Source organism: Rhizobium subbaraonis (genome assembly GCF_900220975.1).
In the GTDB taxonomy this organism is placed as follows: Bacteria; Pseudomonadota; Alphaproteobacteria; order Rhizobiales; family Rhizobiaceae; genus Mycoplana; species Mycoplana subbaraonis.
Genome location: NZ_OBQD01000001.1, coordinates 180187 through 205785, shown reverse-complemented (window position 1 = coordinate 205785; position 25599 = coordinate 180187). Strand labels below are relative to the sequence as shown.

General features: G+C 64.5%; 25 protein-coding genes. 7 read left to right on the top strand and 18 right to left on the bottom strand.

The features are described from left to right. Window positions 1–18 precede the first annotated feature (18 nt). Entirely contained in the window at window positions 19–1962 is a 1944-nt protein-coding gene (locus tag CRO48_RS00900; protein ID WP_097135522.1) for a DUF2207 domain-containing protein, read from the bottom strand. 14 nt (window positions 1963–1976) lie between these two features. Further along, on the bottom strand, window positions 1977–2525 hold the full coding sequence (locus CRO48_RS00895) for a LemA family protein (RefSeq protein WP_097135520.1): 549 nt from the start codon (window positions 2523–2525) through the stop codon (window positions 1977–1979). 507 nt (window positions 2526–3032) lie between these two features. On the opposite strand from CRO48_RS00895, the gene CRO48_RS32010 reads away from it, so the two are divergent. Further along, window positions 3033–3881, top strand: coding sequence for an FkbM family methyltransferase (locus CRO48_RS32010; protein WP_176526610.1), 849 nt, complete (start codon window positions 3033–3035; stop codon window positions 3879–3881). A 36-nt stretch (window positions 3882–3917) separates the two neighbouring features. Here the strand turns inward: CRO48_RS32010 and CRO48_RS00885 are convergent, their stop codons facing one another. From CRO48_RS00885 to CRO48_RS00860, 6 genes are all read right to left on the bottom strand, one after another. Next, the gene (locus tag CRO48_RS00885) at window positions 3918–4874 is read right to left on the bottom strand and encodes a glycine--tRNA ligase subunit alpha (protein ID WP_097135516.1); all 957 of its coding nucleotides are present in this window, start codon (window positions 4872–4874) and stop codon (window positions 3918–3920) included. A gap of 258 nt (window positions 4875–5132) precedes the next feature. Next, on the bottom strand, window positions 5133–6200 hold the full coding sequence (locus CRO48_RS00880; RefSeq protein ID WP_097135515.1) for a dTDP-glucose 4,6-dehydratase: 1068 nt from the start codon (window positions 6198–6200) through the stop codon (window positions 5133–5135). A gap of 364 nt (window positions 6201–6564) precedes the next feature. Next, on the bottom strand, window positions 6565–6756 hold the full coding sequence (locus CRO48_RS00875; RefSeq protein WP_097135513.1) for a hypothetical protein: 192 nt from the start codon (window positions 6754–6756) through the stop codon (window positions 6565–6567). 17 nt (window positions 6757–6773) lie between these two features. Beyond that, on the bottom strand, window positions 6774–7646 hold the full coding sequence (locus CRO48_RS00870) for a S49 family peptidase (RefSeq protein WP_097136049.1): 873 nt from the start codon (window positions 7644–7646) through the stop codon (window positions 6774–6776). A 126-nt stretch (window positions 7647–7772) separates the two neighbouring features. Then, window positions 7773–8576 (bottom strand): tRNA1(Val) (adenine(37)-N6)-methyltransferase, encoded by an 804-nt coding sequence (locus tag CRO48_RS00865; protein ID WP_245423374.1) that lies wholly within the window; start codon window positions 8574–8576, stop codon window positions 7773–7775. Next, window positions 8573–8794 (bottom strand): putative signal transducing protein, encoded by a 222-nt coding sequence (locus tag CRO48_RS00860; RefSeq protein WP_097135509.1) that lies wholly within the window; start codon window positions 8792–8794, stop codon window positions 8573–8575. The genes CRO48_RS00865 and CRO48_RS00860 overlap by 4 nt, the downstream gene beginning before the upstream one ends. A gap of 104 nt (window positions 8795–8898) precedes the next feature. On the opposite strand from CRO48_RS00860, the gene CRO48_RS00855 reads away from it, so the two are divergent. From CRO48_RS00855 to moaB, 4 genes are all read left to right on the top strand, one after another. Further along, entirely contained in the window at window positions 8899–9915 is a 1017-nt protein-coding gene (locus CRO48_RS00855; protein ID WP_097135507.1) for a polyprenyl synthetase family protein, read from the top strand. Between the two features lie 154 nt (window positions 9916–10069). Next, window positions 10070–11914: a tetratricopeptide repeat protein gene (locus tag CRO48_RS00850; RefSeq protein WP_097135505.1), complete on the top strand. Its 1845-nt coding sequence runs from the start codon at window positions 10070–10072 to the stop codon at window positions 11912–11914. Window positions 11915–11921: 7 nt separating this feature from the next. After that, entirely contained in the window at window positions 11922–12872 is a 951-nt protein-coding gene (locus CRO48_RS00845) for a 4-(cytidine 5'-diphospho)-2-C-methyl-D-erythritol kinase (RefSeq protein WP_097135503.1), read from the top strand. Then, on the top strand, window positions 12862–13401 hold the full coding sequence (gene moaB / locus CRO48_RS00840) for a molybdenum cofactor biosynthesis protein B (protein WP_097135501.1): 540 nt from the start codon (window positions 12862–12864) through the stop codon (window positions 13399–13401). Before CRO48_RS00845 ends, moaB begins: the two co-directional genes overlap by 11 nt. A gap of 27 nt (window positions 13402–13428) precedes the next feature. On the opposite strand, the gene CRO48_RS00835 is transcribed toward moaB, so the two are convergent. After that, entirely contained in the window at window positions 13429–13953 is a 525-nt protein-coding gene (locus tag CRO48_RS00835; RefSeq protein WP_097135499.1) for a glycosyltransferase family protein, read from the bottom strand. Between the two features lie 189 nt (window positions 13954–14142). Between CRO48_RS00835 and CRO48_RS00830 the strand changes: the two genes are divergently transcribed. Beyond that, window positions 14143–15300, top strand: a complete 1158-nt coding sequence (locus CRO48_RS00830) for a PA0069 family radical SAM protein (RefSeq protein WP_097135496.1) — start codon at window positions 14143–14145, stop codon at window positions 15298–15300. A 330-nt stretch (window positions 15301–15630) separates the two neighbouring features. Further along, window positions 15631–16290, top strand: a complete 660-nt coding sequence (locus CRO48_RS00825; protein ID WP_097135495.1) for a ribonuclease HII — start codon at window positions 15631–15633, stop codon at window positions 16288–16290. Between the two features lie 645 nt (window positions 16291–16935). Here the strand turns inward: CRO48_RS00825 and CRO48_RS00820 are convergent. From CRO48_RS00820 to apbC, 9 genes are all read right to left on the bottom strand, one after another. After that, window positions 16936–17421 carry a F0F1 ATP synthase subunit B gene (locus tag CRO48_RS00820; protein ID WP_097135493.1) on the bottom strand — a complete coding sequence of 162 codons (486 nt, stop codon included), beginning with the start codon at window positions 17419–17421 and terminating at the stop codon, window positions 16936–16938. A 10-nt stretch (window positions 17422–17431) separates the two neighbouring features. Then, entirely contained in the window at window positions 17432–18091 is a 660-nt protein-coding gene (locus CRO48_RS00815; RefSeq protein WP_097135491.1) for a F0F1 ATP synthase subunit B, read from the bottom strand. Window positions 18092–18168: 77 nt separating this feature from the next. Then, window positions 18169–18396: a F0F1 ATP synthase subunit C gene (locus tag CRO48_RS00810; RefSeq protein ID WP_097135489.1), complete on the bottom strand. Its 228-nt coding sequence runs from the start codon at window positions 18394–18396 to the stop codon at window positions 18169–18171. A gap of 65 nt (window positions 18397–18461) precedes the next feature. Further along, the gene (locus CRO48_RS00805) at window positions 18462–19214 is read right to left on the bottom strand and encodes a F0F1 ATP synthase subunit A (protein WP_097135487.1); all 753 of its coding nucleotides are present in this window, start codon (window positions 19212–19214) and stop codon (window positions 18462–18464) included. Between the two features lie 56 nt (window positions 19215–19270). After that, the gene (locus CRO48_RS00800) at window positions 19271–19645 is read right to left on the bottom strand and encodes an AtpZ/AtpI family protein (RefSeq protein ID WP_097135484.1); all 375 of its coding nucleotides are present in this window, start codon (window positions 19643–19645) and stop codon (window positions 19271–19273) included. A 290-nt stretch (window positions 19646–19935) separates the two neighbouring features. Further along, a complete protein-coding gene (locus tag CRO48_RS00795) occupies window positions 19936–21096 on the bottom strand; it encodes a cell wall hydrolase (RefSeq protein WP_097135482.1) in 1161 nt (386 codons plus the stop codon). Between the two features lie 280 nt (window positions 21097–21376). Then, window positions 21377–23278, bottom strand: a complete 1902-nt coding sequence (locus CRO48_RS00790; RefSeq protein WP_097135480.1) for a potassium transporter Kup — start codon at window positions 23276–23278, stop codon at window positions 21377–21379. 15 nt (window positions 23279–23293) lie between these two features. Then, window positions 23294–24277, bottom strand: a complete 984-nt coding sequence (locus CRO48_RS00785) for a magnesium transporter CorA family protein (RefSeq protein ID WP_097135478.1) — start codon at window positions 24275–24277, stop codon at window positions 23294–23296. A gap of 139 nt (window positions 24278–24416) precedes the next feature. After that, window positions 24417–25589 carry an iron-sulfur cluster carrier protein ApbC gene (apbC, locus tag CRO48_RS00780; protein WP_097135477.1) on the bottom strand — a complete coding sequence of 391 codons (1173 nt, stop codon included), beginning with the start codon at window positions 25587–25589 and terminating at the stop codon, window positions 24417–24419. Window positions 25590–25599: the final 10 nt, after the last annotated feature.

Below are 25599 nucleotides of genomic sequence, written 5' to 3'. Positions count from 1 at the left end.
CGTTCGCAAGGGAGCTGGCTACCATCCCCCGCCGCCGCCACCGCCGCCACCACCGCCGGAGAAGCCGCCGCCGCCGGAACTGCCGGAGAAGCCGGAGGAGGAGCTTTTGGGCGGCGGCGGAAGCGAGGCGGCAAGCGTATCGGCCATGGAGCCGGCGAAGCCGCCCATGCGATCGGAGAAGCTGCCGGTACCAAAGCCGTCGCCTCCATACCAGGCGGGGTGATAGCTTGCGGCGGCAGCACCGGCAGCAGCCGTGGCAAGCCACAGGCGGAACGTGTCCGTCCAGGGCTTTTCGACGCCGAGGGCCACCGCATAGGGCAGAAGCCGCTCATAGTGGCTCGGCGACATCTCCGGCGCGCCCGCCATGTTCATCCGCTCCTTTTCGGCAAGCGTGAGATACTGGCGCAGCCCCTCTATGCCGTCCATCATCCGCCGTCCTATCGGGGTCGGCGCGCCCATCAGGAAATAGAACAAGAGGTTGAGAAGCAGGATCCCGCCGACGGCGGCAAGCACCGGCAAAAGCCCGTCATGCAGGCCGTTCACGACGAAGCCCGCGAGGACGGAGCCGAAAATGCTGATGAAGACGAAGCCGAAGAACGCGATCATCATGACCGACATGATGCGCTGGCCGAGGCTTCTGGCATTGGTCAGCGCCTTGCCGAAATTGACGGCGAAGACGGAAAGGAAGAAGGCGACAGCGACGGGGATCACCACCAGCGCAATACCTTCCTCGGGAAGGTTGCCGAAGACCAGCATGGCGCCAAGGCAGAGTACCGACAGCGCCACGCCGCCTGCGACGTATCCCCAGTTGGCGATGTAGTATTTGCCGCGGTGCTCGGCTTCCATCGCATTGCGGAACTGGCTGCCGAGCGTCTGGACGCGCTTGCCGTTCGCCTTGTCGATGACGAGGCTTTCGCCGCCGGCGTTGACCGCCTTCAAAAGCACGCTCTCGCCGGTCGGCAGCTTTTCTTCCAGCGCCTTCCCGGTGGGCGTGACCACGATCGAATTCTTCAGGTCGGCAAGGGTGACGTAGCCCTTGACCGCGAGGTTGAGAAGTGCTGCGGACAGCGCCGTCCAGCCGGCGCCGCCAAAACCCTTGTTGTCAACGTAGTTCAAAAGCGCCGGCGAGGCCTTTTCCGGCGGGTCCCAGCGCGGTACGACCACGCCGCGCGGCGGATCGCGCCCGGCCACCAGCCAGGAGCGCAGGTAATACAACGCGACGAGCACCAATCCGCCAAGGCCGATCAGCCCGCCGGCATTGTCCTTGAGGAACCAGATCCGTTCCTGCGCTGCGGTCGGACGGTCGATGCTGCCCGGCGGCAGTTTCACCCCGATCGTCAGCCCCTCATGGGCGCCAAGGCCGCTCGTCGTGACGAACTCGGCCCGGTTGCCGGACGCCGTTGCCCGCGCCGCCTTGCCCCGGTCGCCATAGGCGCCGGTGAAATAGGTCAGTTCCACGGGGACAACGCCGTCCGGCAGGGTGACGGTCGCCGAGGCGCGGCGGATCGGGAAGGCCCATTCGGTGCCGGTGACGTTCCAGAACAGTTCGTCGTGATCGTCGAAGAAGCGGATCTGGCGATCGGTGCGGTAGGTCAGCTCGTAGGTGTGCGGCCCCGCATCGAGCAGCACGTCGGAAGAGCCGACATAGATGCGGATCCCGCTGTTTTCCCGCTCGGTGCTGTAGGGTTCGTCACGGCCGTCGCGGCGCACGGCCACGATCTCGAAGCCGACCTGGCGGCTGCGTCCCTCCTCGTCGACGAAGGTCAGCGGAAAGTCGCGGAAGATACCGCGGCGGATGCGGTTGCCCTCGGCATTGACCGCGATCGTCTCCGTCACGGTCATTTCACCGTCCTTCGCCACCGCGATGTCGGCATGGTAGGAGGAAATGAATTCCGCAGCGCGTACGGCACCGGCGACGCCGATCGCAAGGGCGAAGAGGACCAGGGCCGCGATCCGGGACATCGATCTGCTCCGCTTCAGAACTTTACCGTGGGAACGGTGCGGTCGGCCGGGTTGTCGATCTCGAAATAGGGCGCCTTGGCGAAGGAGAACGCGCTGGCCAGGAAGTTGGAGGGGAAGCTCTCCACCTTCACGTTCAGGTCGCGCGCCGCGCCGTTATAGTAGCGGCGCGACATCTGGATCTCGTCCTCTACAGTCTGGAGCGACTGCTGCAACTCGCTGAAGTTCTGGTTCGCCTTCAGGTCGGGATAGGCTTCGGCCAGCGCCAGCAGCCTGCCGAGCGCCTGGCCGAGCATGCCCTCGGCGACGGCGCGTCCCTGCACGTCGCCGGTCGGCACCGCCTGCGCCCTGTTGCGCAGCTCGACCACCTGCTCCAGCGTTTCCCGCTCGTGCTTGGCATAGCCTTTCACGGTCTCGATCAGGTTGGGGATGAGATCGGCGCGGCGCTTCAATTGCACGTCGATGCCCGACCACGCCTCCTCCTTGACCTGCCTCGCCTTCACCAGACCGTTGTAGAGAATGATCGCGTAGAGCGCGACCACCACTGCGATTGCCAGACCGATCATCCTGTCCCCCTTGAACGCACGATGCGTTGCGACATTAGCGCACAACCCTGCAAACCAAAATCCGCTCGAACAAAGAAATGCGCGCAGATTCAAAGTCTTCAACCGGGCGCAACGCTCGCATCCGCACGAGCCCAGACGTCCTCCGTTCTTTCTGCGTTGTTGCCCAGTGCTTTCAGAACCCGGGCGCTCCGGCCGAGGCTTCGACGATGCCGGCGCGGCCGGGCGGCTGCCGCGTCCGGGGAGCCCGGCGCCTCATTCGCCAAAAGAGGTAAGCACCTTACTCCAAATGAATTTCTTCCCTTAAAACAAAGATATAGATTGCCTCCAGCCGACATACGCGCGGATCGGACGAACCACCTGCGCTTGACCGAGGCGGTCGCTCGCAATAGCGTTCGGGCGACGAATGGGGGTCCCCCAATGACAGGCTTTGCGAGCATTCGGCGTACCTATGTTGAAAATGGATCGGCGGCCGTCATTTCAAAGGGCCTGCAACGTGTCCATGAAGTCATGTCCGCGACCTGGGCCGCCTCCCATGCCCATCGCATCGACATAGACGGCCTGGCGCTGAAGGTCAGGGTGCAACACCAAACCACCGGACTGCTCGGCTGGAAGCCCGACTGGAAGACCAGCCTGATCGGCTTCATGCTCGGCGCGCGCGGCGGTCCGTTCGTCGATATCGGCGCCAATGTCGGACAGACCCTGCTGGATTATCTGGCGGCCCCACGAAAGCAAGGATACATCGCCTTCGAGCCGATGCACGCCTGCCTGGAGCAACTGCACCGTCTCGTGGACGATAACCGGCTGGCTGATTGCACGGTCGTGCCGTGCGCGCTTTCGGACGGAAACATGCTGCTCGATATCTACCGCCACCACGAGAAATCGGCCGACCCGGGCGCAACGACAGTCTGCGGCCTGCGACCGGATCGCAACGTCGTCGCCGACCTGATCCCCTCCTATCGTTTCGACGATATCCGCGGGCGGATCCGTCCGACAGGCGCCATCGGGGTGATCAAGATCGACGTGGAAGGTGCCGAACTGCCGGTCATCCGCGGCATGGAAAGAACCATCCGCGCCGATCGCCCGTGGATCCTGTGCGAGGTGCTCGACCGCGACGCCTTGGCTGACGCCGAAGTGCACAATGCGCGGGCGGAGGAGCTGAGGGATACGATGCACGATCTCGGTTACGCGATCCTGCGCATCCAAAAATCGAAGGACCAGACGAGGGTCATCGGGCTGGAACCCATTTCAAAGTTTCCAGCCCGGGTGTACGACGAGGCTTACTGCGACGAGTGCGATTATCTGTTTGTCCCAGCAGACCAGACAGAGGCCGCAAGGGCCGCCATCTTGCCGCACTGATCGCGGCTTTCGCCTGCATGTCAGGCATTCACTGCCTCAAGCCGCCTTCTCGACCCAGTTCACGCCGCCGGCGTCGGTCAGCAGGAAGGCTTCGCCGCAGGCCTTGGCGAGCGTGCGCACACGCAGGATGTAGCTCTGACGTTCGGTGACCGAGATCACGCCGCGGGCATCGAGCAGGTTGAAGACGTGGGAGGCCTTGATGCACTGGTCGTAGGCCGGCATCACGCACCTGTGATAGGCGTGGGTGTCGCCGGGAGCGCCGGCGGCCAGGAGCGCAAGGCACTCCTTCTCCGCGTCGATGAAGTGGCGATGCAGCATCTCGGTGTTGGCGTATTCGAAGTTGTGGCGGGAGTATTCCTGTTCGGCCTGCAGGAAGACGTCGCCATAGGTGATCTTCTCGTCGCCTTCGCGGCCGTTGAAGTTCAGGTCGTAGACGTTGTCGACGCCCTGCACGTACATGGCAAGACGCTCCAGGCCATAGGTCAGCTCGCCGGCAACTGGCGCGCATTCGATGCCGCAGACCTGCTGGAAATAGGTGAACTGCGACACTTCCATGCCATCGCACCAGCATTCCCAGCCCAGCCCCCAGGCCCCAAGCGTCGGGCTCTCCCAGTCGTCCTCGACGAAGCGCACGTCATGCAGCAGCGGGTCGAGGCCGATCGCGGCGAGCGAGCCGAGATAGAGCTCCTGCAGGTTCGAGGGGTTCGGCTTCAGGATCACCTGGTACTGGTAATAGTGCTGCAGGCGGTTCGGGTTTTCGCCGTAGCGCCCGTCGGACGGGCGGCGAGACGGCTGGACATAGGCCGCCTTCCACGGCCGCGGCCCGAGCGCGCGAAGCGTGGTGGCCGGATGGAAGGTGCCGGCGCCAACTTCCATGTCGTAGGGCTGCAGCACCGCGCAACCCTTGTCCGCCCAGTAGTTGTGGAGGGTCAGGATCAGCCCCTGGAAGGAGCGGGTCGGGTGCATGTGATCGGGCATGGCGGCAGCAGTCATCGGTCCGGTCCGGATGGGAATTTCGATTGCGCGGACTGGTGCCACGGCACAGACGCAGGGTCAAGGGGCACGCTCAGCGTCAGGGGCAGGCCCAGGGACAGGCGCAGGGGCAGGCTCGGGGGCAGCTCAGGGGGGCGGACGCGGAGGATGGCAAGGGACGAGGTTGCGGCGGTACCCGCTGAAGCGGGATGGCTTGCCGCAGCAGCTCCGCGTCCGCTGTGCCGCCCGAGTGCCGACCCTGTGCCGCCCTGTGCCGCCTCAATGACGCTCCAGCGACCGGAAGAGACCGGAGCCGGCCGGCTGTATCGCGACGTTCGGCCTGCCCGGCACGAGATCGGGCACAGAGCGGAAGACCGTGCGGGACGCCGGCGACAAGCGGGCGCGGTACCAGCCGGCGAGATGCTTCAGTTCGCCGCGCAGCGAAGCCTCCGGCCGCCAGCCGAGCGCGGTTATCGCAACGGTTGAGACCGGCGCTCGATCGACGTTTGCGGCGCGGCCGCGGTCGAAGGTGACGCCCGCCACCGGTTCGGGAACGGCATCCAGGACCATGCGCGCCACGTCGAGCACGGAATAGCTCTCCGCAGCCGAGACGTTGTAGATGCCGCTCCTCTGCCCGCGGGTGATGACGGTGCGCAGCGCAGTGCACAGGTCGGAGACGGCGAGGAACGAGCGGCGCTGGTTGCCGTTGCCGTGAATGGAAAGCGGCTTTCCGACGGCGGCGAGCTCGAGGAAGCGCGGCACCAGCTTCTCGGCGTTCTGGCGTGTGCCGACGACATTGACAGGCCGCAGTATACGGATATCGAGACCGTGGACATGGCGCAGGCCGGAGAGCAGCATTTCCGCGGCTGCCTTGGAGGCGCCGAGCGGATTGTCCGGCTGCATCGCGCTCGCCTCGGACGGCATCTGGCCGGCAGAGCCGTAGACCTCGGCCGTGCTGAGGTGAACGATCAGCGGCACATTCCAGCGCGCGGCCGCTTCGGCCAGAACCTGCGTGCCGATGGCGTTGGAAAGGCTGGCCCGCTCCGGCGCCACCATAGCCCGGTCGGCATGGCTCTCGCCGGCTGCGTGAATGACGAGCTCGGCGCCGCGCAGCACATCGGAAACCAGGTCGAGGTTGCCGACGTCGCCCTGCCGCAGCGTGACGCGGCCGCTTCGCATGGCGCCGTCGAGGTTCGCCATGTTGGCCGCGTAGGTGAACGCGTCAAGCACGCGGATCTCGGCGCCCGGGCACGCGTCCAGCAGGTCGTCCACCACATGCGAGCCGATGAACCCTGCACCGCCGGTGACGACGATGGTGCGGAGGCCGGCGAGTTCGAGCGAAGCCATGGAAATCTGCCTTACCGTTCGATGCAATCAGGAATGGCAGATTTGGCTGGCCCGGAGACCATGCGCAATGCGCGCGGCGCACCCGGAGGGCCTTTATGTGGCGTTAACCTTACCTCGGCTGGTTAACGTGCCAATGCGGCACGTTACCGGCCTGAAAGTTCCGGAAACGGGACGGGTTGGGGACGGTTCATTGCCGAGCTGCGGCAGGCCGGAAGCCTCCTCCTATCCCCCGGCCATCGCCCCCACAAGGGGAGAAAGACGCCTCGCACGCGCCTGCCGATCTGCGCCTTCCGCAGAGAGCGGGTCAAGGCCGTCCCCTCGGGCAAGTGTGGGGAGGAGATCTTTCGGAACACGTTTTGTGCGGCTACTCGTCTTCGCGCCGGACGCGATATTCGCCGGTCTTGGGATCCTTGACCAGCGTGCCCATCGCGCCGGTCTGGCGCTCCTTCTCGACGTCACGGCGTTTTTTCGACAGGCGCTGTGCGTCGGCAACGAACTTGCGGTAGCCGAACCAGGCGACTGCGACCACCAGGAGCAGGAATATCATCTGCGCCATGTTTCCTCCCCCTTTTCTTACCGGCCGAAGCGCGCCCAGAGCGCCTTTTCCTCGACCGCCTCGGCAAGCGCGCCCACACCTGCTGCGCCGGCGCGCTCCGCGGCGGAAGCGAGCATACCAGCACCGACGCCGGGCGTCTTGCGGCCGAACAGTCCGCGTGCCGGAGAAATCAGCTGGAGCTTGGCATTCGCGCCGAAGCGGCGGCGGATCTCGCCGCGCATGTCCGCAAGGCCATCGATCAATCCCAGCGCCAGGCCGCGCTGCCCAGTCCAGAACAGACCGGAAAACAGATCCGGATCGTTGGCAAGCCGCGAGCCGCGCCGCTCCTTTACCATGTTGATGAACACGTCGTGGATCTCGACCTGCAGCGACTTCAGATACTCGATATCGGAATCCCGCTCGGGCCGGAACGGGTCCAGGATGACCTTGTTCTCGCCGGCCGTGTAGACCCGCCGTTCGACGCCGATCTTCTTCAGGAGCTCCGGAAAGCCGAAGCCGCCGGAAACCACGCCGATGGAACCGACGATCGAGGTGGGATCGGCGAAGATCTCATCGCCGGCAAGCGCGATCATGTAGCCGCCCGAGGCCGCAACGTCCTCGACGAAGACCAGCACACGCTTGTTCTTCTCGGCGGCGAGATCGCGGATGCGCTGGAAGATCAGCCGCGACTGCACCGGCGAACCGCCGGGAGAATTGATGGAGATGGCGACGGCGGGAGCCTGTTTGTCCGAGAAGGCCTTGTCGAGAACCGGCGCCACGCTCGCCAGGTTGAGCGCCGGGCGAAACTGGCCGCCGCCAGCCATGATCGCGCCCTGCAGCCGCACGACCGGGATCGTGATGCCCTCCTTGCGGAACCGCTTCGGCATCAACTTCCTCAAAAAACCGGCCATGTCGCTCATCAGTCTCCCATGAATGCTTCAACGCCAGATGTATGCACGCTGCCATAAAACGCAATGGCGTCACGATAAAATCGAGCGGCAGCAAAATCCAACGGGCAGCACGCGACAGAGGCAGGATCAGCGCCTGCGCGCACCTGCAAGCCGCGGATAGGCAGCCCGGCCGTTGTTGAGATCGTCGACAGTTGTGGAGAAGCGATGGCCCTCGGCCTCATGCATGATCAGCGGCGCACGCAATGCGAGCCTTGCCCGCGAGCCCTTGATCGCCGTGACCAAAATGCGCACCGCGCTCTCGCCGGCCCGGGGATGCAGCCCCGTGATCTCGATGCCGCCGAAGCGTTTGCCGCAGGCATCGACGATCTCGGCGATCGATTCCGGCCGAGCGATGAGCGACAGCTGCCCGCCGGGACGCATGATCGCGCCGGCGGTGCGGATCCACTGGTCGAACATGCCGTTTTCCATCGCATGCGCCTCGGCCTTCAGCGCATCCGGCGTGCGCCGATCGGCGGCGGCGTTGAAGGGCGGGTTCATGATGACGTGATCGTGAACTTCGTCCTGAAGGCCGGCGGCAAGCCGCGCGCGCCCCGTCAGCGCCACGTCCGCCTCGATGACCTCCACGCGCGCCCGCAGATCGGCGTTTTCCGCAAGCGCCAGGCTCTTGCGTGCATAGTCGGCCATGATCGGCGAGCGCTCGACCAGGACGACGCGCGCGCCTGCCAGGCGGGAAGCGACGGCAAGCCCCGCCGCACCGGCGCCCGCACCGAGATCGGCAACGCTGATTGCCCCCTCGCCTCCCACCAGCGACGCCAGCAGCATGGCATCCATTCCCGAACGGTGACCCCCGCCCCTGGGCTGCACGAGATGGAAGCGGCCGCGGTGGAAGGCGTCGATCGTCTCTCCCGCACCCTCTTGCCCTGCCGTCACGCGCGCAGCTCCGCGCCCAGTCCCGCGTCGGTCAGGATGCGCCTTGCCTCGTCGGCACGTTCCTCTTCCACCAGCAACCGGCGAGGCAGCATGCCGAGCGAGCCTTCGAGGACGCTCATGCCCTGGTCCGCCACGAGGCATTGGATGCCGGCATCCTTCATCAGGCTCTCGGCAAAGGAGAGCAGGACCACGTCGTTCGTCCGGATCAGTTCGATCATTCGTTTTCCCGTCTAATTTTAGGCCTGCGGGACAATTCGCCTCTTGCTCCGGCAGGCACCCCTTTCTATTGTCCCGCCACAGAAAAGAACAGGAGTCCGCACACTTGGGCGTCGTGATACCGCTTGACGAGGGCAAAAACAAACTGGCGTCGGTGAAGCCGCTTGTCGATCTGACAAAGGCGGACATGGAGCGCGTCAACCAGCTGATCCTGTCGAAGGCCGGCTCCGACGTCCAGATGATCCCGGAAGTGGCGAACCACCTGATCTCCTCGGGCGGCAAGCGCCTGCGGCCGATGCTGACGCTGGCTTCGGCCTCCATGTTCGGCTACGAGGGCGACCACCATATCAAGCTCGCCACCAGCGTCGAGTTCATGCACACGGCGACGCTTTTGCACGACGACGTCGTCGACGAGAGCGACCTTCGCCGTGGCAAATCGACCGCACGGATGATCTGGGGTAACCAGGCGAGCGTGCTCGTGGGCGACTTCCTGCTTGGCCAGGCGTTCAAGATGATGGTCGAGGTCGGCTCGCTGGAGGCGCTCGACGTCCTTTCCTCCGCAGCCACCGTGATCGCCGAGGGCGAGGTGCTGCAGCTTTCCGTCGCCAAGAACATGGAGACGACGGAGGACGACTATCTCGAGGTCATCCGCGCCAAGACGGCGGCCCTTTTCGCCGCTGCGGCCGAAGTCGGCCCGATCGTCGCCAACACCAGCCGGGCGGAGCGGAACGCGCTGAAGTCCTACGGCATGAACCTCGGGCTGGCATTCCAGCTCGTGGACGACGCGCTCGACTACGGCGGCAAGGCGGCAGACCTCGGAAAGAACGTCGGCGACGACTTCCGCGAGGGCAAGATCACCCTGCCCGTCATTCTCGCCTGGCGGCGCGGGACGGCGGAAGACCGTGCCTTCTGGCGCAAGGCGATCGAGGGCGGGGAAAGCGACGACAATAACCTGGAGCACGCGCTCGGCCTGATCACACGCTACGGCGGCCTGTCCGACACGATCGCGCGCGCGCAGCACTACGGCACGATCGCCCGCGACGCGCTGGCACCGCTACCGCCCAGCGCATGGAAATCGGCGCTCCTGGAAGTCATCTACTTCTGCATCGCGCGCGTCAGCTGATCGCGAAAACTTGCCCGGCGGCTGCGGAGGAATTTCTTGCCGCACCGCGCCAAAAAAGCCATTCTCTGCGACCATGAGTCCAAGTTCAACTGGACAGATCGTGACGTACCGCAGGCGCCCGCGCCTGCCTGTCACATTAGCGAAAGGCATCTTGATGCGGCACTCCCTGATCACCCGGCTTCTTTCGAGCGCTGCCGTCGTGGCCGGCATCGCCCTCGCAGGGCTTCCGGCCGCCAAGGCTGAAGACACGCCGGCCGCCGCAGCGGAGGAGACCGTCAAGTTCGATCCGCAGAGCGTCAACAGTTTCTCCGGCGCCTTCCTTGCGGCCCGCACCGCCGACGTCGACAAGGACTACGAGACCGCGATCGCCCTCTACCGCATCACGCTGCAATACGACCCGACGAACACCGAGGTCAAAGAGCGGCTGATGATCACGCTTCTTTTGAACGGCGATTTCGAAGAAGGCGTGAAGCTTGCCCAGGCGTTGAAAGACGATCCGGCCGTCGAGCGCATCACGACTGTCGTGCGCGGCATGGACGCGATCCGCAAGCGCGAGTACCGCACCGCCCAGAAGATACTCGTCTACTCCGGCCCGAACGACCTGGACCGCATGATGAACGGGCTGCTGGTCGCCTGGGCGAAGTTCGGCGACGGCAAGACGAAGGAAGCACTCGCAGCCATTTCGGACATGGAAGGGCCGGACTGGTTCGCGATCTTCAAGAACTACAGTGCCGGTGCGATCGCCGCGGCAGCAGGCGACCGCGACACCGCCCGCAAGCGCCTCAACGACGCCATTCTCGACCGTAACGGCGGCGCAGCCGCGCCCGATACCTTCATGCGCGCCGTCATGGCGCTGGCGAGGCTCGAGGCGCGCGAAGGCAACAAGCAGAAGGCGCTGGACGCCATCTCCGTCGGCGAGAACCTGGTTTCCAGCTATGCGCCTCTGAAGGCGCTGCGCGAAAGCATCGAACGGGGCGACAAGCAGGAGCAGCAGGTGCGCACGGCAGCGCAAGGTGCTGCCTCTGTCCTCTTCTCGATCGGCGGCGCGCTCAACCGCGAGGGCGCGGAAGACATCGTATCGCTCTACCTGCAGGTTTCGCGTGCGCTCGATCCGGAAAGCGCCGACACGCTGGTGCTGCTCGGCGGCCTTGCCGAAAGCCAGGAGAAGCCCGATCTCGCGATCGAGTTCTACCGCCAGGTGCCCGAGAACTCGCCGATGCGCCGCCTCTCCGAGCTGCAGCTCGGCCTGCAGCTGGCCGATCTCGGCAAGGTGGACGAGGCCAAGACGCACCTAAAGGAACTGATCGAGGCCGACCCGAAGGACATGCGCAGCTATCTCGCCTATGGCAGCGTGCTTTCTGACGCCAAGGAATACAAGGAAATGGGCGAGGTCTACGACCGCGCCGTCGACCAGATGGGCAACGTTCCCAACAAGTCGCAGTGGACGATCTATTTCCAGCGCGGCATCGCCTACGAGCGCCAGAAGAAATGGGAGCAGGCCGAGCCGAACTTCCGCAAGGCGCTGGACCTCAATCCCGACCAGCCGCAGGTCCTGAACTATCTCGGCTATTCCTGGGTCGACATGAACGTCAACCTCGACGAAGGCCTGGAGATGATCCGCAAGGCCGTCAGCATCAAGCCTGACGACGGCTATATCGTCGATTCGCTCGGATGGGCCTACTACCGCCTCGGCCAGTACGAAGACGCGGTGACGGAGCTGGAGCGCGCAGCCGAATTGCGCGCCGGCGACCCGACGATCAACGATCACCTGGGCGACGCCTACTGGCGCGTCGGCCGCAAGCTCGAGGCGACGTTCCAATGGAACCGCGCGCTCGGCCTGAAGCCGGAAGAGGCGGAAATCCCGAAGATCAAGGCGAAGATCGAGAACGGCCTGCCCGAGGAGAATCCGGCCCAGCCGGCCGCCGCGCAGGCCATCGAGAACAAGGAGCCTGTAAAGACCCCTTCCCTCGACGTGACCGAGCCGGAAAAGAAGTCCTGATCCGTCCATGTGCGAACCGGAAGGCATTGCCGGCTTCGTCCTGACGGAGCCGGCGCCGGCCAAGATCAATCTGGCATTGCACGTGACAGGCCAGCGCGAAGACGGCTATCATCTGCTGGACATGCTGGTGACATTCACCGCGTTCGGCGACCGGATCGCGGTCTCGCCGGCGCAAGCCGATCATTTCACCCTGTCCGGCCGGTTCTCGCAATCGCTTGAAGGCGAAGGCGCGAACAATCTGGTCATCAAGGCACGCGACAGGCTCCGCGAGTTGCTTTTGCAAAGAGGAGCATCCGCCCCGCCGGTGCATCTGCACCTGGAAAAGAACCTCCCGATCGCCTCCGGCGTCGGCGGTGGCTCGGCGGATGCGGCGGCGGCGTTGCGCGCGCTTCTCAATCTCTGGAACGGCGCGCTTCCCTGTCACGACTTGGCCGATCACGACCTCGCAGATCTCGACCTTGCAGATCTGGCGCTCGGTCTTGGCGCCGACGTGCCGATGTGCCTTGTCGCACGCCCCCTGATCGCACGGGGTGTCGGCGAGGCGATCGAACTGCGCGCCGATCTTCCCGCCTTCCCGATGGTGCTCGTCAACCCGCTTCTGGGTGTTTCGACGCCCGAGACCTTCCGGCGGCTTGCGCAAAAGGACAATCCGCGGCTGAAGGTGCCGAAGGCGGGCACCGGCAAACCGTGCTGGCTTGCGGCCATGCAGGGCATGCGCAATGATCTCGAAACGCCGGCAATCTCGCTTGTCCCCGAGATCGCATCGGTGAAGCGGGCGCTTGCCGCCACCGGTGCAGGACTTGTGCGGATGTCGGGCTCGGGGGCAACCTGCTTCGGCATCTACAATACGACGCAGGCGGCTCAGCAGGCCGCAGGCGCGCTTGCGAAGATGCAGCCGAACTGGTTCGTGGTCGCCACGACAAGCCTTGGCGCGGAGGAACTCGACGATGCGACTTGACGAGAAACGTCCGTTCATTCCCCTTTCGATCGCCGTGCTCACCGTGTCCGACACGCGCACGCCCGCCGACGACCGCTCCGGCGACACTTTGGTCGACCGGCTGGAGAAGTCCGGCCACAGGCTCGGCGCGCGGGCGATCGTACCGGACGACAAGGATGCGATCCGCAGCCAGGTCAAAAGCTGGACAATGGACAAGAGCATCGACGTGGTCATCACCACCGGTGGCACCGGCTTCACCGGGCGCGATGTCACGCCGGAGGCACTCGAGCCGCTGTTCGAAAAGCGGATGGACGGCTTTTCGGAAGTGTTCCATCGCATTTCCTACGACAAGATCGGCACTTCGACCATCCAATCGCGCGCAACGGGCGGCGTGGCCAACGCCACCTTCATCTTCGTGCTGCCCGGGTCTCCCGGCGCTTGCCGCGACGCCTGGGACGGCATTCTCGCAGCCCAGCTCGACTATCGGCACATGCCCTGCAATTTCGTCGAGATCATGCCGCGGCTAGACGAGCACCTGAAGCGCAAATAGGCCCTCGCCGGCACGGCAGGTGTGTCGTCAGAGTTCCCGCATGGCCCGGATCGCCCAGGCCGGCACGATCTCCGCCACCAGCCTTCTGGCGCGGACGCCCGCGGCCATCTGGTCGAGCCGCATCCCCTTGCGGGCGATCGTGCTCGCCTGCCGCTTGGAGACGAGCAGGCCCTGCTCCAGCGCCGGCCGCGGCGAAATCAGGCGCTTCAGCAGTGGCCGCCTGTGGCTGCGCGAACCGGCAAAGCGGGCTGGCCCCTTGCTGATTGCGACATGCTCTGCAACCGCGTCCACCCAGCCGTTGAGCGGTCGCGCTCCGGGTTCCAGCAGCAGCAGCCAGTCGCCGCGGGCAGTGCGCACGATCTCGGTCATGTCCCATTCAGTCAGGAAACGGCAACCGGCAGCATCGGCGATCTCGTGTGAGCCATCCCGGGAACCGTGATCCAGCACGACCACGTCGCGCACGATGCCCTCGACTGCGCCTGCGACCAGCGCGGCGAGCGTCTGGGCCAGTTCGGGCTCGTTGTCCCGGCATTCGATGATCACGGTCAGCATGGTTGACCAATATCGCATTGTGCACTGCGGCGCCACTGCCGAGAACGCAAAGGTTGCAGCGAAGCGAGCAATTCGGCAGCCCATCTCCGATACCACCGAAATGCCTTTTTGTTCTTGCAATGTTCTCATTCGGCTGCTAGGAATAAAATCATTGGAAGGGGCAGCCAAAGCCCCTGACGGAGAAACCCGATGACAGAGTTGTCCAGTCTGAAGCAGGGCGCGCTTGCGCCCGGCAATGCGGTCGATATTGCCGAAGCGCTGATGGTGAAGGGCGGCCTGCGGATCGACATCGATCGCCGGCGCGGCCGCGGCGCGGGCCTCAACATGTCCGGCCGGTTCGAACCGCAGGTGCGCGAGAGCTTCGACGACGGCTGGGAGACGCTGGAAGACCTGCCGCCGTTCAAGACCGAAGTCCAGGTGGAGAAGCCGCGCAGCATCATCACCCGCAACGAATCGCCCGACATTCCATTCGACCGCTCGATCAATCCGTACCGCGGCTGCGAGCACGGCTGCATCTACTGTTTCGCTCGCCCGACCCACGCCTTCATGGGACTTTCGGCCGGCATCGATTTCGAGGCGAGGCTCTTTGCCAAGCCCGATGCCCCGCGGCTGCTGGAACGCGAATTGTCGAAGCCGGGCTATCGTCCGCGGGTCATTGCGATCGGGACGAATACCGACCCCTACCAGCCGATCGAAAAGGAGTGGCGCGTGATGCGGCAGATCCTGGAGGTGCTGGAAGGTGCCAACCATCCCGTGTCCATTGTCACCAAGTCGGCGCTGATCATGCGGGACATCGACATCCTTTCGCGCATGGCCGCCAAGGGGCTCGCCTGGGTGGGACTGTCGGTGACAACGCTCGACCGCAAGCTCGCGCGCAGCATGGAACCGCGTGCGGCGACCCCTCCGCGACGGCTGGAGGCGATGCGGGCGCTTTCGGAGGCCGGCGTTCCCGTCAGCGTCATGGTCGCGCCCATCATCCCCGGGCTGAACGACCACGAGGTCGAGCGGATCCTCGATTCAGGCAAGGCTGCGGGCGCGCAGGAGGCGAGCTACGTGCTGCTGCGCCTGCCGCTGGAGGTCAGCCCCCTGTTTCGCGACTGGCTGCTGCGCGAATATCCCGACCGGTATCGCCACGTGATGTCGCTGGTGCGCTCCATGCGCGGCGGCAAGGACTACGACGCCGAATTCGGCAAACGGATGAAGGGCGCCGGTCCTTATGCCTGGCAGATCGCCCGGCGGTTCGAACTGGCGACGAAACGGCTCAAGCTGAACCGCACGCGGCGAAGCCTGTCCACAGACCTGTTCGTACCGCCCTCTGGCAGCGGCGTGCAGCTGTCGCTGCTGTAGCTGCCGCCTGCCGCCCGTGCCTGCCGAACGCGCCTGCCCCCTGCCGCCGGAAGTGTTGGATACAGGCAGTGACAGACGCGGTCGGGTTGGTGTGACGGCGCCATGACGGCGGCTTCGCGCAGTTGGCTTCCGGCGCCTGCCCGCTCTGCCTCCGCCTCTGTTCGGGGTGGAGGCGCGGCGAGCGCGAACAAGGACACGTCGTCGCCGTCAGAAGACGGATGACGCTACGAGCTTTCGACATTGCCTGTCCCCCGCGCAATGTCGAAGTTCCCCGGTCATTGCCGCACCGGGGACTTGCAGGGAATCGGCCGGTCGTGCGAGGGTCGCCGCATGCCACGCCGTGCGACCGCCGATTCCCCCCTTCTCTTCGACCTTCCGGTCGGACCCGACTTCTCGATGGAATCGGCTGCCCGCAGAGCCGGGCAGTGGCCGGTCGCCGGCGCCGACGAGGCGGGCCGAGGTCCGCTGGCCGGTCCGGTGGTGGCCGCCGCCGTGATCCTCGACCCGGACCGCATTCCCGATGGCCTGCACGATTCCAAGCAGCTGACGGCTGCCAGGCGCGAAGCACTTTTTTCGCAAATCCTTGCGACGGCCATGGTGTCGGTCGCCTCCAGCGGCGCACGCCGGATCGACCGGACGGACATCCGCAAGGCAAGCCTCGATGCGATGCGCCGTGCGGTCTTCGGCCTGCACGCACGCCCCATGCTTGTCCTTACCGATGGCCTCGACGTGCCGCCGGGATTGCGCTGCGAGGGGCGCGCCGTCGTCAAGGGCGACGCGCGGGTTCTGACGATCGCCGCCGCATCGATCGTCGCCAAGGTCGTGCGCGACCGGATGATGGCCTGCGCCGACAACACCTATCCCGGCTACGGCTTCGGCACCCATGCGGGCTACGGAACGGAGCGCCACCGCGAAGCCATCGGCAGCCTCGGCCCCTGCGCCCTTCACCGCCTGTCATTCCGACCCTTCCGGCCGGAGGCGCTCGACTGACACCGGCTGCGACCTTCAGCAATCCACGCGCCAGTCGGGCTATCGGGACTGTATGTCGCGATCATTCCGATCCACTCCAGCCTCAAGTCTGCGCTTTTGCGCACGGCAACTTCCGCGCCGTTTGCCGGACACACTAGTGGATCGCGCCCTACGGCATGATCCGTCCTGAACCGACGTTGCTTCGGCGGGATTGCTCGAGGGTCAGCACCCAATCAGGATGGGATTCGATGACAGCAAGCAAGCGCCAGGCCCTGTGGCCTTCCGAGTATTGCTCGCATTCAGGCAGCCCATCCCCGTCCTTCGGGCCGGCCCCTATTGCGGGTGCGGGTGTCCAAAGGGTCTAAAGATGATCGGCATTTCCTGCACCGTCTCACCTGCTCAGACGCAATTTGGGGCGCGCAGAACACCCATCCTGATTGCGTTTTTGCCCTTGGCGGATCAGCGGTTCGGTTTGGCTGATGGATACCGAGGTGGGCCGAGGCGCTGCGACAACGGTGTGCGGAGGGGCCCTAAGGAGGGCACAGGCACGATGTGGAGCAGCGTCAAGCCGCCGTCCCCCTCAAGTTCGCGCTACCCCTGCAAACGCATAAAAAAAGGCCGGATCGCTCCGGCCTTCTCGTATGTGATCTGTCGCTTCGGCAGTAATCAGTTCAGGCGTGCCTTCACTGCCGTCAGTGCGTCGTCGAACAGCTTCTTGCCGGCGGCGGCGTCGGTCTTGGCGGCGATCACCGTCTCGGCGGCGCCGATGGCGAGATCGACGGCCGCGGCGCGGACGGCGTTGATGGCGTCGGTTTCAGCCTGCTTGATCTTCTGCTCCGACAGAGCCGTGCGGCGCACGACGTATTCTTCCGTCTTCTGCTTGGCTTCGGCCGTCAGCGCCTCTGCTTCCCGCTGGGCGACCGCGACGATCGATGCAGCTTCGGCTTCGGCTTCCTTGCGCTTGCGCTGGTACTCGGCCAGCAGGCTCTGCGCCTCCTCGCGCAGGCGCTTGGCCTCCGCGAGATCTTTGGTGATCTTGTCGGCGCGCTGGTCGAGGGCCTTGCCCATCATGCCCGGCACCTTGAGATAGACGATCAGGGCCAGGAACAGGACGAGGCCGACGAAGGCGTAGAAAGTTGCGTCAAATGCCATGATCCGCTCCTTACTTCCCTGCAGCCTTGACCGCAGCCGATATCTCGGCCTTGGTCGTCTTGCTGCCGAGCAGCTGTTCGACGACGGCCGAGGCCGTCTCTTCGGCGATTGCGCCGACATCGGCGAGCGCCTTGTCCTTGATCCCGGCGATACGGGTCTCGGCGGCAGCGATCTTGCCGTTCAGGCTTTCTTCGATCTTCTGGCGTTCGGCGTCAGCCTTGGCCTTGGCGGCTTCGCGCGCCTCGTTGGCGATGGCGTTGCCCTTGGTACGGGCGTCCGCCAGTTCCTTTTCATAGGTCGAGATCGCGTCGTCGGCTTCTTTCTTCAGGCGAGACGCCTCGTCCAGATCCTGAGCGATCCGGTCATGGCGGGTCTCGAGGATCGAACCGATGCGCGGCACGATGACCTTGGCCATGATCAGGTAGAAAATACCGAAGGTGATCGCCAGCCACAGAAGCTGGGAGGCAAACGTCGAAGAATCGAAGGGCGGGAATACGCCGCTTCCATGCTCCTCACCGTGAGCGACCCCGGTTTCGGTGTGCATCTCGCCAGCCGGTGCGGTGGCGCCATGGGCATCACCTGCCGGAGCGGCATCGTGCGTCTCCGTTGTGGTCTCGGCCTGAGCGATCTTGAATGGGATTGACTCGGCCTTGGCCGCGGTCGCAGACATGCTCACCTCCAGGTGCACTCAAATATCAAGCGGACCACGGCCTTCGTTCAGGCCGTGGTCCGGTCTTCCACCCGTTATCAGACGGCGAAGAGCAGCAGCAGAGCGATGAGCAGCGAGAAGATGCCCAGAGCTTCCGTAACGGCGAAGCCGAATACGAGGCGGCCGAACTGGCCGTCAGCAGCAGACGGGTTGCGCAGGGCGCCGGCAAGGTAGTTGCCGAAGATGTTGCCGAGGCCGAGAGCCGTGCCGGCCATGCCAAAGCATGCGAGACCTGCGCCGATGTACTTTGCTGCTTCCGCTTCCATGATGAACTCCTTCGAATGGGTTGTTGCGGCTTGGACTGGTGCGGAACGCACCAACGACTTTATCCTTAGTGGCTGCCCGGATGGATCGCGTCATTGAGGTACATGCACGTCAGTACCGCAAAGACATAGGCCTGCAGGAATGCCACGAGGAACTCGAGACCGGTCAGGGCGACCGTCATGATGAGGGGCAGAACAGCGCCGCCGACACCGAGCGCGCCAAGGGCTCCGAGCGAGGCAACAAAGCCTGCGAACACCTTGAGCGTAATGTGGCCCGCCAGCATGTTGGCGAACAGACGGACGGAGAGGCTGATCGGGCGCGACAGGAACGAGATGATCTCGATCGCGACGACGAGCGGCAGAAGCGCGCCGGGAACGCCATGGGGCACGAAGAGCTTCAAGAAGCCCAGGCCGTGCTTGTAGAAACCGTAGATGATGACCGTCCCGATGACGAGGAGGGCAAGGGCGAAGGTGACGATGATCTGGCTGGTGACGGTGAAGAAGTAGGGCACCATGCCGAGAAGGTTCGCCGTCAGGATGAACATGAACAGCGAGAAGACCATCGGGAAGAACTTCATGCCATGGCTGCCAGCGCCTTCGCGCAGCATCGAGGCGATGAATTCGTAGGACATTTCGGAGACGGACTGCATGCGGGTCGGCACGATGCCGCGCTGCGACGTCGTCAGATAGAGGAACCCGGCCGCAGCGGCGGCGGAAGCCACCATGAACAGCGAAGCGTTGGTAAAGGAGAAGTCGATTCCGCCAATTTCGATCGGAACAATCTTGTTGACCAGAAACTGATGGGTCGGATCGTTTGCCACCGCTTTTCTCTCTCGTTTGCCGCCCGCCGGGCGGAATTCCTCAAAACGGACGGCGCCTACGCTCCGTCCTTCTTCGTTTCGCTGCCCGCATCCCTGCCGGCCACTCTGTCGACCGGGTGGGGCGATGCCACCATTCCGGCCGAACGCATCACATTCAACACGCCGGCGCAGAAGCCGAGCATCAACAGCACGATCATCCCCCAAGGGGCCGTGCCCACGAACCGGTCCAAAAGGTAGCCGAGGAAGGCGCCGACGATCACTGCCGCGATGAATTCGCTGGAGAGCTTCATGGCGACCGCATAGCCCTTTCGGCTTTCGGCTGCCTTTTCCTCCGCGGCGTCACCTACCGTATCCTCTGCGCGCTTCTTTGCGAGTTCCGCATCGAGGCGCTGCAACCTCTCTTCAAGACTACCCTTTCGGCTGCCCTTCACGGCGCTTCCCTCCCGGTTCCGCTGGACGCCCGCGCCCTAATGCGGACATATTCACCGCTAGGTATTAAGCCAGCTTCAGGCCCGATTGAAGTCGGCCGCAACATAGTTTTAGGGGCTTGCATAGTCAAGGCGGGGCGAAGCTTTGACCATCGCGAAAATAAATCAACAAATTCAATGCATTACAGAGATTTCAACGAATCCGGCCGACCGGCGGCACGGAATCGGTGACGCCGCGCCCGATTGCCGCAGCCGGACTCATACCAATCATCGGCGACAGGACCCCGTTGGCATCATATCCAGCCGCCGCCGTAGGTGCGGTAGAAGATGTGCTTGCCGATCTTGGCCACGCGCTTCATCGTCGGTCCCCAGTTCGGCCGGACATAGGTGGCGTGATAGTGGGTCGAGGATCCGATCTCCGGTAGCCAGATCTTGCCCGCGGTCACCGCCATGGCGATCTCCTTGGCGGTCTTCCAGTGCCAGGGCGCCAGCACGATGTCGGGGATGCCGTCACAGGTGAACGAGAACTGGCACCCCGTCCGCAGCTTCTCACCCTGATAGACGACGTTGCAGATGGTATCCGGATAGGCCGGGTTGCGCACACGATTGAGGATGACCTGAGCCACGGCAGCCTGGCCTTTCAGCGATTCCCCGCGCGCCTCGAAGTAGATACCGGTCGCCAGGCACTTCTGTTCGGCCTCGGTGAAGACGGTGGGCGGCAGAACGGCTGCGGCCCAGGCGTGATCTTCGGGAGCGATGCTCGGGACGAAGCGGCCATCGGCGTCGTCCTTCTTCGTCAGGATCGAATCGAACGGCGACACGCGGGCATAATCCGGCTGCGCCGGTGCATAGGCGGTGGCTAGAACGTCGGCGCGGTCGTTGGTGATCAGGCCGGCCAGCACGGCGGGAATGCCCGGATCGGCGACGGCCGGCTTCCTGCGATAGAACGCCGTCGCGATCTCGATCTCCTTGCCCTTGATCTGGGGTGCGGCGAATCGCATCTGCTCGTCGCCGTCGAAATCAGGATCGAGCAGCGAGGCCTGGCGGTCGAGCACCGAGCCCGCGGTGAAGGCCTTGGGCGGTGCGACCGGCGTCACCGCGACGATGCGCCCCTTCTTCTGGCCGCGCGTCACGCGCTCTTCGTCCGGAATACCGCCCTCCCCCTTGCGGGCGTTCAGCAGCGAAGCCGCCTCCCCGTCCGGCAACTGCAGGCCTGCGCCTCCGGCGAGAGCGCCGGTCGTGATCGGGTCGTTGAACGCAATATCGACGGCGTGGATGGCACCGGCAGGCGAGCGTGTCATGACGAGCTGCTGGTTGCCGCCCTTGCGGTTGACGCCGGAGACGAAGGTGGCGAGGTCCGAGTGGCCGACATCGGCGGCGGAACCTGCATAAAGGGCGATCCCGATGGCCAGGGGAGCACGCCATCCACGGCGCTGCAGCACCTGCCTGATCATTCCAACGCGACTGTTACGCACCGATACACTCCGACAACGCAGCCGAGCGGGATCGCCGTCCCCCGGGTTGCGAGGGCACGCGGCCTGCTGGCGATAAAACTTGCTGAAGCCGACCCGGAAGCGGGCGAGTCCGGCCTGTTCGTTGCCAGAGAATGAAGAATTAACCTTGATGGACGGTTAACGCCGGCGCACACGAACCTGCAAGGCCGGCGCATCCGCCACCGCACCGTTCACATCGGCGCGAGGACGACGTGAAAACCCCATGCAAGCCGGGCGGGCGTCAGATGATGACCTGAGAGCCCAGCTCGACCACGCGATTCGTCGGAAGGCGGAAATAGTCGGAGGGGTCGATGGCGGCGTTGGCCATGGCGATATAGAGCCGGTCCTGCCAATAGGGCATGCCGGAGTGCCGATCGGGCACGAGCTTGCGGCGGCCGAGATAGAACGACGTCGACATGATGTCGAACTTCACGCCGGACTTCCGGAACAGACCAAGCGCCTGGGAGACGTTCTGCGTCTCCATGAAACCGAAGCGGACCTGAATGCGGGCAAAGCGGTCGGACAGGCGCTCCACGCTGCAGCGTTCGGCGGGTGCGACCTTCGGGGTGTTGGTCGACGTGATGGTGAGGATGAAGTTCTGCTCGTGCAGCACGCGGTTGTGCTTGATGTTGTGCAACAGAGCGGCGGGCGCCGATTCGGGGTCGCTCGTCAGGAAGATCGCCGTGCCGGAGACGGAGACCGGCGCGTGCGCGCTCTTTCTCTCGATGGATTTCACGAAGGCCTCCAGCGGCACTTCGATGTGACGCGTCTTCTCGCGAAGCAGTGCGGTGCCGCGCACCCATGTCCACATCAGAAGCATGCAGAGCGACGCGATGAGGATGGGCACGTATCCGCCGTCGTGGATCTTCAACAGGTTTGCGCCGAGAAAGGTCAGCTCCAGCAGGAACAGCGGCAGAAGAACCATGACCGCGGTCGAGGCCTTCCAGCGCCAACGCATGCGCAGGAACTCGAAGGCCAGCACGGTGGTCACGACCATGGCGCCGGTGACCGAGATACCGTAGGCCGTCGCCAGCCCCTCGGACGAGCCAAACAGGAAGACGAGCAGCATCACGCCGAAGAGAAGGATGGCGTTGACGGCCGGCAGATAGATCTGCCCCGTCTGCGTCTCGGACGTGTGGAAGATCTCCATGCGCGGCAGGAAGCCGAGGTGGATCGCCTGGCGGGTGATGGAGAACGCGCCCGTGATGACCGCCTGGCTGGCGATGATGGTTGCGGCCGTGGCTAGGATGACGACCGGCAGCAGCATCCATTGCGGAAACAGCAGGAAGAACGGATTGTCGATTGCCTCGGGGTGCTTCAGCACGAGCGCGCCCTGCCCCAGATAGTTGAGCGTCAGCGCCGGGAACACGAGACAGAACCACGCCCACTGGATCGGCCGCCGGCCGAAATGGCCGAGGTCGGCATAGAGCGCTTCGGCGCCCGTCACCGTCAGGAACACGGCGCCGAGAACCACGAAGCCGAGATAGCCGTCACTATAGAGGAAGTTGACGGCATAGAGCGGGTTGAAGGCTGCAAGGATCGTGAAGTCGTCGCGCAGATGTACCGCACCGGCGACGGCCATGACGATGAACCAGAGTGCTGTAATCGGCCCGAAGAATTTGGAAACCGCGTGGGTCCCCCAGGACTGGACAGCAAACAGTATCACCAGGATAACGACGGAGATCGGCACCACGTAATCCGACAGCGTCGGCGTGACGAGCTTCAGGCCCTCCACGGCGGAGAGAACCGAAAGTGCCGGGGTGATCATCGCATCACCGATGAAGAGCGCAGCGCCTGCGATCCCCATGAAGAACAGGATCGCCCTGTGGCCGTTCGCCGTCTTCATCAACAACGCCAGCAGCGAAAGCGTGCCGCCCTCGCCCTGGTTGTCGGCGCGCAGGAGGAAAAGCACATATTTCAGGGTGACGATGATCGTCAGCGCCCAGATGACGAGCGAGATCAGGCCGACCACCTCGCCCCAGGTGACGCCGTCGTGGGAGATCGGGCGCAGCGCCTCGCGGAATGCGTAGAGCGGGCTCGTACCGATGTCGCCGTAGACAACCCCGACCGACCCCAGTGCGAGGGCAAAGAGCGCGCGTGCACGGCTGCTTCCGGCTGCGGCATGTGCTTGCGGATGCGACATGGTTGCGAACAGGCTCTAGAGCCAGCCTTTCCAGCGAAAAAAGAGGAAGGGTATCACGGCAGACACCACCATTGCGCCCAACGCCAAGGGGTAGCCGTAGCCTACGTGGAGCTCCGGCATGATGTCGAAGTTCATACCATAAACCGAGGCGATCAGCGTCGGGGGCAGCAGCACCACGGACGCGATCGAAAAGATCTTGATGATCTGGTTCTGCTCCAGATTGATCAGGCCGAGCGAGGCATCGAGCAGGAACGAGATGTTGCTGGCGATAAAATTCGCGTGTTCCGAAAGCGACTGGATATCGCGCGACACCGTGCGGCACAACTCCCGGCTCTCGCGATCGGGCTGCAGGACCTGGCTGGCGTAGAGGAACGTCATCAGCCGCGACAGGGACATAAGGCTGTCGCGGGTCTTGGCGAGGAGGCGATGCAGGGCGGAGACCGCGATCAGCCGGTCCTCGAGATAACGGGGCGGCCTGCGGCTGAGGTGGCGTCGGTCGCCGAAGACCTCCAGAGACAGCGTGTCGGCTTTGGTCACCGAGGTCTCCAGAATCTCGGCGGTGCGGTCGACGATCGTCTCCATGAGGCGCGTGATCATGACCGTGCCGGAGCGGCAGCCGCCGGTGATACGCGGCATCGCCGCCCGGAAGAGTTCGAACGCGCGCGGTTCGGCGTAACGGATCGTCAGCAGGCAGTGATCGGTGAGGATAAAGGCGACATCGGTCAATTCCGGCTGTTCACTGTCGGCCTTGTAGACGAGCGAGGCGGTCATGTAGACCGCGTCGTCTTGTGTATAGAGGCGGCTCGAGGGCTCGATATCCTTCAGCTCGTCGCGGGTCGGAACGTCGATGCCGACCAGTTTCTCGACGAACGCGTCCTCCTCATTGGTGGGCGACAGGAGATCGACCCAGACGACGCCCGGAGGAACCGAGGCGACATCCGCCATCATCTCGGGCGTCAGAAGCAGCGCTTCCCCGTTCGAACGATAGACGGTAATCAATTGCGGGTGGCTCCGAGGAAGACCAACGCTCACCTTTGCCTTGTCTGGCCGCGCTCAGGACGGCGCGACGGAAGGGCATATTGCGCGGCGCAACATCAAAATCAAGCCCCGCCTCATTGCTGCCATCTTCCGGCGGCGCTCATTCGAAAACGATCGAGGGCGCCGTGCGGCCACCTGCCGCCTCGCGGGCCTTGAGCCCTTCCCACACACGCGCGGCGATCTCGCGATAGGTTTTGGCCGCTGCCCCTTCCGGATTGGAGACGACGACGGGCGTGCCGGCATCCGAAGTCTCGCGAATGTCCATCGTCAGCGGCACCTCGCCAAGGAAGGGCACGCCGATCCTTTCGGCTTCCTTGCGCGCGCCGCCGTGGCCGAAGATATCGTAGCGATTTCCCGTGTCGGGGGCGATGAAGTAGCTCATGTTCTCGACGATGCCGAGCACCGGCACTTCGACCTTGTTGAACATGTTCAGCCCCTTGCGGGCGTCGATCAGCGCCAGGTCCTGCGGCGTGGAGACGATCACCGCGCCGGCGAGCGGAACCTGCTGTGCCATGGTCAGCTGGGCATCGCCGGTGCCGGGCGGCATGTCGACGACGAGCACGTCGAGTTCGCCCCAGGCCACTTCCCGCAGCATCTGCATGAGCGCCGACTGGATCATCGGCCCGCGCCAGATCATCGCCACTTCCTCATCGACGAGAAAGCCCATCGACATGACCTTGATGCCGTAGTTCTCCATCGGCTTGATGATACGATTCTCGATCTGCTGCGGACGTCCCGAAATCTTCAGGAGTCGCGGCATCGAGGGTCCGTAGATATCGGCATCGAGGATGCCCACCCGCAGGCCGTTCGCCTTCAGCGCCAATGCGAGGTTTACGGCTGTGGTCGACTTCCCCACCCCGCCCTTGCCCGAGGCGACCGCCACGATCGCAGCCACGCCGGGAACGCCGGTCTTGGCACGAGGAGCCTGCGGGGCAGCGGGCGCGTGCGCGTGGCCGGCGTGCGAATGTGCGGCGGGGGACGGAGACGGCGGGCGGGAAACCGGCTGGGATGCCGCGCCTGCCTTCTTGTCCGCCGTCAGCGCCACCATGGCGGCCTTGACGCCCGGAATGTCGCGCACGACCCGCTCGGCGGCCGCCCGCATCGGATCGAGCTCCTTGGCACGTTCGGCTGGAACGGTGATCGAGAAATAGACCTTGCCGTCGGAGATGAAAACGTCGGAGACCATGCCGAGGTCGACGATATTGCCTTCCATGTCCGGACCGCGAACCGTCCGAAGCCTATCCAGTACCTGGTCCTTGGAAACGTCAGCCATGTCTGCCTCG